General features: G+C 60.2%; 10 protein-coding genes. 5 read left to right on the forward strand and 5 right to left on the reverse strand.

The genetic code is table 11. The annotated features are described in order from the left end of the window. Positions 1-84: 84 nt before the first annotated feature. The gene (locus ACW9JE_RS24700) at positions 85-945 is read right to left on the reverse strand and encodes a MurR/RpiR family transcriptional regulator (RefSeq protein WP_175379671.1); all 861 of its coding nucleotides are present in this window, start codon (positions 943-945) and stop codon (positions 85-87) included. Positions 946-1,170: 225 nt separating this feature from the next. Here ACW9JE_RS24700 and zwf point away from each other — a divergent pair, with 225 nt between their 5' ends. From zwf to ACW9JE_RS24715, 3 genes are read left to right on the forward strand one after another with little or no spacing between them, the layout of a single operon-like run. Then, entirely contained in the window at positions 1,171-2,640 is a 1,470-nt protein-coding gene (zwf, locus tag ACW9JE_RS24705; protein ID WP_224540974.1) for a glucose-6-phosphate dehydrogenase, read from the forward strand. Next, positions 2,627-3,340: a 6-phosphogluconolactonase gene (gene pgl, locus ACW9JE_RS24710; RefSeq protein WP_224540971.1), complete on the forward strand. Its 714-nt coding sequence runs from the start codon at positions 2,627-2,629 to the stop codon at positions 3,338-3,340. Before zwf ends, pgl begins: the two co-directional genes overlap by 14 nt. A 17-nt stretch (positions 3,341-3,357) precedes the next feature. Beyond that, positions 3,358-4,023: a bifunctional 4-hydroxy-2-oxoglutarate aldolase/2-dehydro-3-deoxy-phosphogluconate aldolase gene (locus ACW9JE_RS24715; protein WP_224540970.1), complete on the forward strand. Its 666-nt coding sequence runs from the start codon at positions 3,358-3,360 to the stop codon at positions 4,021-4,023. Positions 4,024-4,252: 229 nt separating this feature from the next. On the opposite strand, the gene ACW9JE_RS24720 is transcribed toward ACW9JE_RS24715, so the two are convergent. Together ACW9JE_RS24720 and ACW9JE_RS24725 are read right to left on the reverse strand one after the other, a co-directional pair. Then, entirely contained in the window at positions 4,253-5,434 is a 1,182-nt protein-coding gene (locus tag ACW9JE_RS24720; protein ID WP_457434223.1) for an aminotransferase class V-fold PLP-dependent enzyme, read from the reverse strand. A 23-nt stretch (positions 5,435-5,457) separates the two neighbouring features. Next, positions 5,458-5,694 (reverse strand): DUF3820 family protein, encoded by a 237-nt coding sequence (locus ACW9JE_RS24725; protein WP_025112833.1) that lies wholly within the window; start codon positions 5,692-5,694, stop codon positions 5,458-5,460. Positions 5,695-5,897: 203 nt separating this feature from the next. Between ACW9JE_RS24725 and ACW9JE_RS24730 the strand changes: the two genes are divergently transcribed. Continuing rightward, a complete protein-coding gene (locus tag ACW9JE_RS24730; protein ID WP_224540967.1) occupies positions 5,898-6,365 on the forward strand; it encodes a ferritin-like domain-containing protein in 468 nt (155 codons plus the stop codon). Positions 6,366-6,450: 85 nt separating this feature from the next. Here ACW9JE_RS24730 and ACW9JE_RS24735 read toward each other — a convergent pair whose 3' ends face one another. Beyond that, positions 6,451-6,921 carry a MaoC family dehydratase gene (locus tag ACW9JE_RS24735; protein WP_457434224.1) on the reverse strand — a complete coding sequence of 157 codons (471 nt, stop codon included), beginning with the start codon at positions 6,919-6,921 and terminating at the stop codon, positions 6,451-6,453. Between the two features lie 42 nt (positions 6,922-6,963). Continuing rightward, on the reverse strand, positions 6,964-7,908 hold the full coding sequence (locus ACW9JE_RS24740; protein WP_457434225.1) for an alpha/beta hydrolase: 945 nt from the start codon (positions 7,906-7,908) through the stop codon (positions 6,964-6,966). A gap of 352 nt (positions 7,909-8,260) precedes the next feature. On the opposite strand from ACW9JE_RS24740, the gene fadD2 reads away from it, so the two are divergent. After that, positions 8,261-9,949, forward strand: coding sequence for a long-chain-fatty-acid--CoA ligase FadD2 (gene fadD2 / locus ACW9JE_RS24745; protein WP_457434226.1), 1,689 nt, complete (start codon positions 8,261-8,263; stop codon positions 9,947-9,949). The last annotated feature ends 91 nt before the right edge of the window (positions 9,950-10,040 follow it).

The following is a 10,040-nucleotide window of genomic DNA, read 5'->3' on the forward strand; positions in this document are numbered from 1 at the left end:
ACAGGTTTTGTGCTCGACGCGAACACTGTGGGAGCGGGCTTGCCCGCGATGAGGCCGGGTCAACCGACACAGAATCAGCAGGTATCAGTTGAACTCATCCCCCACCGGATACCGGCTCGCATTCAGGCTCTCTTTGATCTTGCGCAGGTGCGGCTGGAAATCCACGCCACGGCGCAGGGTCATGCCGGTGGCCAGCACGTCCAGCACAGTCAGCTGGATGATCCGCGACGTCATCGGCATGTAGATGTCGGTGTCTTCCGGCAGCGGGATGTTCAGGCTCAGGGTACTGGCCTTGGCCAGCGGAGAATTTTCGGCGGTCAGGCCCAGCACCGAAGCGCCGTTTTCCCGGGCGATGCGCGCCACTTCCACCAGCTCGCGGGTGCGGCCGGTGTAGGAAATGATCACGAACAATTCGCCGGTGTGCGCCACCGAAGCAATCATGCGCTGCATCAGCACGTCGGCATGGGCGGTCACGGCCAGGTTGAAGCGGAAGAACTTGTGCTGCGCATCCAGCGCCACCGGGGCCGAGGCGCCGAGGCCGAAGAAGTGGATCTGCCGGGCCTGGATCAACAGGTCGACGGCGCGGCTGATCAGGTTCGGGTCCAGCGCCTGGCATGCGCTGTCCAGCGAGGCGATGGCGCTGCCGAAGATCTTCTGGGTGTAGGCCTGGGGATTGTCGTCGGCTTCCACCGCACGGCTGACATAAGCCGCGCCGCTGGCCAGGCTCTGAGCCAGTTGCAGCTTGAGTTCGGGATAGCCGCTGACACCGAAGGATCGGCAGAAACGGTTGACCGTCGGTTCACTGACCGAAGCGGCCTGGGCGAGGGCGGCGATGCTGAAGCGGGTGGCCTGCTGCGGGTTGAGCAGGATCACTTCGGCGACTTTGCGTTCGGCCTTGTTCAGCTCTTCAAGGCGATTCTGGATCTGCTCCAGTAAATTTCGCACGCGGTCCATATAAGTATCCTTAACACCGGCGCCAATCAGCGGCGGCTCATGCAAAAAGGGCCTTTGGTCAGGCCCGTAACGGTGGCCTATCCTACTGTTGGCTCCGACTGACCACCATACGGAATCTGTATTTTGCGAAAATGTTGTGGTTATTACTACATTTTCCCTTGAGTGATGCCTTGAAAAAAGGTATTTGTAGCTTAACTTGATAAAAGAACAAACATCATGCTTTCGATTACGGTTGAACCGTGCACCTTTGCCTTGTTCGGCGCTTTGGGCGATCTGGCCCTGCGCAAGCTGTTTCCGGCCCTGTATCAACTCGATGGTGCGGGCCTTCTGCACGAGGACACGCGAATCATCGCGCTGGCCCGTGAGCCCGGCAGCGAGCAGGAGCACCTGACGTTCATCGCCTCCGAACTGCGCCGCTACGTCGGTGCCAAGGAACTGGATGAAGCCGTGGTCGAGCGCTTCCTCGCTCGCCTGAGCTATCTGCATGTCGACTTCCTCAAGTCCGAAGACTACGTGGCCCTGGCCGAGCAGGCCGGCACTGCACAGCGGGTGATTGCCTATTTCGCCACGCCCGCCGCCGTTTACGGCGCGATCTGCGAGAACCTGGCGAAAGTCGGCCTGGCGGAAAACACCCGCGTAGTGCTGGAAAAGCCCATCGGTTCGGACCTCGAATCCTCACGCAAGGTCAACGACGCCGTGGCGCAGTTCTTCCCGGAGAACCGCACCTATCGCATCGACCACTACCTGGGCAAAGAGACAGTCCAGAACCTGATCGCCCTGCGTTTCGCCAACAGCCTGTTCGAAACCCAGTGGAACCAGCACTACATCTCCCACGTGGAAATCACCGTGGCCGAGAAGGTCGGCATCGAAGGCCGTTGGGGTTACTTCGACAAGGCCGGCCAGCTGCGGGACATGATCCAGAATCACCTGCTGCAACTGCTCTGCCTGATCGCCATGGATCCGCCGGCCGACCTGTCCGCCGACAGCATCCGCGACGAGAAGGTCAAGGTCCTCAAGGCGCTGGCGCCGATCAGTCCGGAAGGCCTGACCACTCAAGTGGTGCGCGGCCAGTACATCGCCGGTTACAGCGAAGGCAAGCCGGTGCCGGGTTATCTCGAAGAGCCCAATTCCAACACCCAGAGCGATACCGAAACCTTCGTCGCCCTGCGTGCCGACATCCGTAACTGGCGCTGGGCCGGTGTGCCGTTCTACCTGCGTACCGGCAAGCGCATGCCGCAGAAGCTGTCGCAGATCGTCATCCACTTCAAGGAACCGTCGCATTACATCTTCGCGCCCGAGCAGCGCCTGCAAATCAGCAACAAGCTGATTATCCGCCTGCAACCGGACGAAGGCATTTCCCTGCGAGTGATGACCAAGGACCAGGGCCTGGACAAGGGCATGCAACTGCGCAGCGGTCCTCTGCAATTGAATTTCTCCGACACCTGGCGCAGCGCACGGATTCCCGATGCCTACGAACGGTTGTTGCTGGAAGTGATGCGCGGCAATCAGAACCTGTTTGTCCGTAAAGATGAAATCGAAGCCGCGTGGAAGTGGTGTGACCAGTTGATCGCCGGGTGGAAGAAATCCGGTGATGCGCCCAAGCCGTACGCGGCCGGGTCCTGGGGGCCGATGAGCTCCATTGCACTGATCACGCGGGACGGGAGGTCGTGGTATGGCGATATCTGATTTGAAACTGCCTGAAGGCGTCAGCGCCCGTGGCTTCAAGAGCCCGGCGATGCTGGCCGAGGGTTTGGCGCTGAACGTGGCCAAGCAACTGAGCGACGCGATCGACGCCCAGGGCACCGCGACTTTGGTGGTGTCCGGTGGTCGCAGCCCGGTGGCGTTTTTCCAGCATCTGGCCAAGCAGACGCTGGACTGGTCGAACGTGGTGGTGAGCCTGGCCGACGAGCGTTGGGTGCCGGTGGAACACGCCGACAGCAACGCCGGCCTGATCAAGAAATACCTGCTGCAAGGCCCGGCGGCCAAGGCGCAGTTCCTGAGCCTGTACAACGCCAGCGCCAATCTGGAGCTGGCGGCCGAGCAAGCCGATCGTCTGCTCTCGGAATTGCCGGCGATCGACGTGCTTGTGCTGGGCATGGGTGATGACGGCCACACCGCGTCGTTGTTCCCGGGCAGCCCGAACCTTGCCGAAGCCCTGAAAGCCGATGGCGTACGTCGCTGCTACCCGATGCTGGCGCCGACGGTGCCGCATCAGCGCCTGACCATGAGTCGCGCGCTGCTGGCTTCGGCGAAGCACAAGATTCTGTCGATTTCCGGTCAGTCCAAACTGACCACCCTGAATACCGCACTGGCCGGTGACGATGTCGCCGAACTGCCGATTCGCGCGTTTCTGCAACCCACGTTAGAGATTTACTGGTGCCCATGAGCCAAGGAACAGCCGCTATGAAAAACCCATCCCCGACCGTTTCCATGGCGGATAAAGTTGCCCTGATCGACAGCCTCTGCGCCAAGGCGCGGATTCTGCCGGTGATCACCATCGCTCGCGAACAGGACGTTCTGCCGCTGGCCGACGCCCTGGCCGCCGGTGGCCTGACTGCACTGGAAGTGACCTTGCGTTCGCAGTTCGGCCTCAAGGCCATCCAGATTCTGCGCGAGCAGCGTCCTGAGCTGATGACCGGCGCGGGTACCGTGCTCGATCGCCAGATGCTGGCTGCCGCCGAGGCTGCGGGTTCGCAGTTCATCGTTACGCCGGGCATTACTCGCGACCTGCTGGAAGCCAGCGTTGAAAGTCCGATCCCGCTGTTGCCGGGCATCTCCAATGCATCGGGCATCATGGAAGGCTATGGCTTGGGTTATCGCCGCTTCAAGCTGTTCCCGGCGGAAGTGAGCGGCGGCGTCGCGGCCATCAAGGCCCTGGGCGGCCCGTTCGGCGAAGTGAAATTCTGTCCGACCGGCGGCGTCGGTCCGGCCAACATCAAGAGCTACATGGCGCTGAAAAACGTCATGTGCGTGGGCGGTAGCTGGATGCTTGATCCTGAGTGGGTCAAGAACGGCGACTGGGCCCGCATCCAGGAATGCACCGCCGAGGCGTTGGCGCTGCTGGACTGATCTGCTTCATCCTGACACTCGTTGTGTGCTTTACGGCTTTAACGGTGCGCTTGGTCGGTGCGCCGTTTTTTTTTGCCTGCCATAAAACGAATTCCTGTCCACCCGAAACCTGTGGGAGCGGGCTTGCCCGCGATGGCGGTGTGTCAGGCGACATCGATATTGGATGTGCCGACGTCTTCGCGGGCAAGCCACGCTCCCACAGGGAATTGTGTTGTTCTCAAATGACCCGTCAGCACAGTGCCTTCAGAGCGGTGATCAGTTGCTGCATGTGCTCGCCGGTGGTGGTCAGGCCCGGGGTGATTCGGATGCACGGGCCGCAGGCCGCGCCGGTGCGGACCACGGTGAACAGGTTGTAGTCCTTGAGCAGCCGCTCGACCATCGCTTGTTGATCGGCCTGTTCGGTAAAGCGCATCGAGGTAATCCCGCAATACAGCCGCGGATCGTCCGGCGTCAGCACTTCGATGCCCGGCAGTTCGCGCACTTCGCGCACCCACATATTGCGCAGGTAGTTCAGTCGCGATCCCTTGGCCGCCGCGCCACCCATGGCCTCATGCTCTTCAAGCACCAGCGGCAAGGTCAGCAGGGCAGGGATGTTCGGGGTGCTGTAGGGCGTGCGGGCGCGAATGTCCGTCACTGGAAAATGCATCTCGCCCATGTCCGGATCGATGTCGGCCAGACGCTCCGGCGCGATGTAGAGGAAGCCCAGGGTCAGAGGCGCGCCGATCCACTTGTGCAGGTTGTAGGCGGCGAACTCGATGCCCAGTTCATCAAGGTTGAACTCCAGCTGACCCAACGCATGGGCACCATCGAGAATCACATCAATGCCATGTTCCTTCGCAGCAGCGGCAATCGCCTGCACCGGCATCACCAGCCCCGTGCGATGGGTGACGTGAGTCAGCGCCATCAGCTTCAGGCGAGGATAACGGGCGAAGGTTTCCCGATACGTCGTCACCAGACTGTCGAAGCTCGCCGGATGCTGGTGTTCAATCTCGATCACCTCGACACCACGGTGTTTCGCCAGCCAGCGCATGGCGCCTTTGACCGTGTCGTATTCCAGATCGCAAATCAGCACCTGATCGCCAGGCTGCAGGCGGTTGTAGTTGCGGATCAGCGACTGCAAGCCATCGGTCGCATTGCGCGTGAGGACAACCGCCTCGTCGGGCACGCCGATCAGAGCGGCGACTTGCGCATTGATCTTCGCGTTCTCGCCCTGCTCGAAACGCTGGCGCACCTGCACCGAATTGCCGCGATTGATCAGCTCGATGTTGCGCTGATACTCCTCGACCACCGTGCGCGACATGCGCCCGAAGTAACCGTTTTCCAGGTTGATGGGACCGGGTTGCAGATCGTAGCGATCGGCGAAGGTCTGCCAGAAGGCTTCATCACGGGCGCGGCGGGTATTGTCTGGCATGGGCTACTCAAATAGGAGGGCATTCAATGACGAGGCGCAGGCTTGCCATGTTTGGCACGCAGCGGTTCGAGCAGGTCCGACAAACCGTTGTGATCGATTTCATGCATCAGCGCCAACAGGCCGCCCAACTCGCCATGGGGAAAGCCTTCGCGGGCGAACCAGTTCAGATACGGCCCCGGCAAGTCGGCGATGATCCGCCCCTTGTACTTGCCGAAGGGCATTTCGCGGGTAATCAGAAGCTCGAGTTTTTCAGGGTTCATCACTCAATTGTCCTGATTCATTGAGTCGGGAAAATACAGGCATTCTGCATGCAGGCCAATTGACAGATCATGCAAAAAAAACGGATACAGATTTTTCGGTCAATTCTAACTATTTGAAATATATAGCTTTATTAATCAAATCCAAGCTGGCATGCAGGCTGCAATATCCATTGCACCTTTCATCAACCGCAAGGAATTGAAAAATGACCGACATGAATAAAGAAGCGATTTCTGTACTCAACGACCTGATTGAAACCAGCAAGGACGGTCAGGAAGGGTTCAAGACTTGCGCTGAAGACATCAAACACCCTGAACTCAAAACCCTGTTCGTGCAACGCTCGGCCGATTGTGCGACCGCTGCTGCCGAACTGCAGAGTGCCGTGCGCTCGATGGGTGGCGATCCGGAAACCTCTACCAGCGTCAGCGGCGATCTGCACCGTCGCTGGGTCGACGTGAAGGCGATGTTCACCGGCAAGGATGAAGAGGCCGTGCTGAACGAAGCCGAGCGTGGTGAAGACCATGCCATGAAGGCTTATCGCGAGGCGATGGAGAAGATCAACAAGCACAACCTGGTGGGGATTCGTGATCTGGTCGAGCGTCAGTATCACGGTGTGCAGCGCAATCACGATCAGGTGAAGGCGTTGCGTAATCAGGCGCGTGCTCGTTCTTAAGAACCAGCAAAAGCAAGATCAAAAGATCGCAGCCTGCGGCAGCTCCTACTTGGGGTTGCGGTGGGCTGCGATCTTTTGTGCGGGATCAACCGATGCTGATTTCCGGCAGCGTGGTCAGGGTCACTGACTGCTGTTTGCGCGGGGCGAGGATTTCGGCTTCGCCATCTACTACCAACTCATCGCGCTGGTTGAAAACGCGGGTGGCGATGCGCACGCGGAATTTCGGCAGTTTTTCGAGGATTTCCAGGCGCACGGTCAGGGTGTCGCCAATCTTCACCGGCTTCTGGAAGCTCATCTTCTGGCCGATGTAGATGGTGCCCGGCCCAGGCAATTCGCAGGCGACCGCGGCGCTGATCAGCGCACCGCTGAACATGCCGTGAGCAATACGCTCCTTGAACATGGTGCTGGCGGCGTATTCGGCGTCCAGGTGCACCGGGTTGTGGTCACCCGACATCGCGGCGAACAACTGAATATCGCGCTCTTCGACAGTCTTGCTGAAGCTGGCGGTCTGGCCGACTTCAAGGGCTTCGTAGGGGGTGTTGGTAACCTGGGTCATTTGTCTGAATTCCTGTGACGAAATAAAAAGATTCACAAAAAACTATTCGGTTCGGTGTGGCCGGGGCGTGCTCAAAGTCTGGTCGATCCACTCCAGCACATCGGCGGTCACTTCATCGCGGTTGGTTTCGTTGAACAGTTCGTGCCGGGCCTGCGGATACACGGTCAGATGCAGGTTCTGACTGCCGGCCTCGCGCAATGCGCCGGCCAGATCTTTCAGACGCTTGCCTTCGCTCACCGGATCACATTCGCCGCCAATCACTAATAGCGGCAGGCCCGGGTCGATCTGGGCGAGATTGGACGTTTTACTGATTTGCTGCAACCCGCCGAGCAGATCGATCCACAGCTGATTGGTGCAGCGAAAGCCGCAGAGCGGGTCATTGGCGTACAGATCGACTTCCGCCGGATCGCGGCTGAGCCAGTCGAAAGAGGTGCGCGTGGGTTTGAATTGCTTGTTGAATGAACCGAACGACAGCCATTCGATCAGCGCGCTGCGCCCCTTGGGGCCCTGGCGCAGGCGCTCGAAACGAGCGATCTGGCGCGCCGCGCGATAAAGCGCCACGGGTTGGAAGTTCGAGCCGCTGAGCACGGCGCCGTGCAGGCTGGCGCTGTGGTGCAGCAGATAGGCCTGGGCGATGTAGCTGCCCATGCTGTGCCCGAGCAGCACGATCGGCACGCCGGTATGCCGCTGGCCGATGTGCTGGTTGAGGCAGGCCAGGTCGCCCACCACCTTGGCCCAACCGTCCTGATCGGCGAAATGGCCGAGGGTGCCGTTTTCGGCAGTTTTGCCATGTCCGCGCAGATCCGGTGCGTATACGCCGTAGCCCTGATCGCAGAATTCCTGCGCCAGACGCCCGTAACGACCGCTGTGTTCCGCCATGCCGTGGGCCAGCAGAATCACGGCCCTCGGGTTGCCCGCGGGCAGCCACTGATTGACGAAAAGCCGGTTGCGGTCGCTGGTGGTCAGCCAGAACGTGTCGTGGATCATCGCGGTTCCTTTGCTTGGGTTCACATCCCCCTGTAGGAGCGAGCACGCTCGCGATGAATGCCGGTACACCGCGGGGTGTCAGGCTGCCAGCGTGATCGTTGACGTCCATCGCGAGCGTGCTCGCTCCTACAGGGGGAGGGTGGAGTCGTTATAGACCATCCTCCACCAAACTGTCTGATCAGGCCACGCCGGGGCAGCAAGATTCACGCGATCTATGACACCCGTGCGCATATTTGCCTGATTCGCCATAGCTGCTAGTGTCCGAGAAGCTCCGCTTTTCTGCTTTTCGAATATGAAATGGAAATGACAGAGAAGCGGCCCCGGATCGGCTCAGGTAAAGAGGACAAGAACAATGCAACCTGATTTCTGGAATGACAAACGCCCGGCCGGCGTGCCATTGGACATTGATGTCGCTGAGTACAAGTCGGTCATCGAGGTGTTCGAGCGTTCCTGCAAGAAGTTTGCTGATCGCCCGGCGTTCAGCAACATGGGCGTGACCCTGACCTACGCCCAGCTGGAACGCTACAGCGCGGCCTTCGCCGGTTACCTGCAAACGCACACCGATCTGAAACCGGGGGATCGCATCGCGGTGCAGATGCCCAACGTCCTGCAATACCCGATTGCCGTGTTCGGCGCCTTGCGCGCCGGGCTGATCGTGGTCAACACCAACCCGCTGTATACCGCGCGGGAGATGCGTCACCAGTTCAAGGATTCCGGTGCCCGGGCGCTGGTGTACCTGAACATGTTCGGGCAGAAGGTCCAGGAAGTGCTGGGCGATACCGACATCAAATACCTGATCGAAGCGAAGATGGGCGACATGATGCCAGCCGCCAAGGGCTGGCTGGTCAATACCCTGGTGAGCAAGGTCAAGAAAATGGTCCCGGCCTATAACTTGCCTCAGGCGATTGCCTTCAAGAGCGCGTTGAATCAGGGCAAGGGCAAGTCGATCAAACCGCTCAATGCCGGCCTCGGCGACATCGCGGTGCTGCAATACACCGGCGGTACCACGGGCCTGGCCAAGGGCGCGATGCTGACCCACGGCAACCTGGTAGCGAACATGCAGCAAGCGCGAGCCTGCCTCAGCCAGTCCGCCAGCGATGGTCAACCACTGCTGCGCGAAGGGCAGGAGATCATGATCGCGCCGCTGCCGCTCTATCACATCTATGCCTTCACCGCGAACTGCATGTGCATGATGGTGACCGGCAACCACAACGTGCTCATCACCAATCCCCGGGACATCGGCGGCTTCATCAAGGAGCTGAAGAAGTGGCGGTTCTCGGCGCTGCTGGGGCTGAACACGCTGTTCGTCGCGCTGATGGATCACCCGGAATTCAAGACCCTGGATTTCTCCGGCCTCAAGCTCACCAACTCCGGCGGCACCGCACTGGTCAAGGCCACCGCCGAGCGTTGGGAGCAGATCACCGGCTGCCGCATCACCGAAGGCTACGGCCTGACCGAAACCTCGCCGGTGGCCTGCACCAACCCTTATGGAGACCAGTCGCGCATCGGCACGGTAGGCCTGCCGGTACCGGGCACCACGCTCAAGGTGATCAACGATGACGGCGTCGAACAGCCCCTGGGTGAGCGCGGCGAGCTGTGCATCAAGGGCCCGCAGATCATGAAGGGCTACTGGCAGAAGCCCGAGGCGACCAACGAAGTGCTGGATGCCGAGGGCTGGTTCAAGTCCGGCGACATTGCGGTGATCGATCCGGACGGCTTCGTGCGCATCGTCGACCGCAAGAAAGACATGATCATCGTCTCGGGCTTCAACGTGTACCCCAACGAAATCGAAGACGTGGTCATGGCTCACCCGAAAGTCGCCAACTGCGCGGTCATCGGTGTGCCGGACGAGCGTTCCGGGGAGGCGGTGAAGCTGTTCGTGGTGGCGCGGGAGGCGGGTGTCAGCCTTGAAGAGCTGAAGGCTTACTGCAAGGAGAATTTCACCGCGTACAAGGTTCCCAAGCACATTGTGTTGCGTGAGTCGTTGCCGATGACGCCGGTGGGCAAGATTCTGCGGCGGGAGTTGCGGGATATCGCCTGATCGGTGAATGGCCGCGCTTCGCACGAATTCGCGGGCAAGCCTCGCTCCTACAGGTGTTGTGTGTTCACCCCTTTTGTGAACACCCCGAACC

Source organism: Pseudomonas sp. SDO55104_S430 (assembly GCF_054070595.1).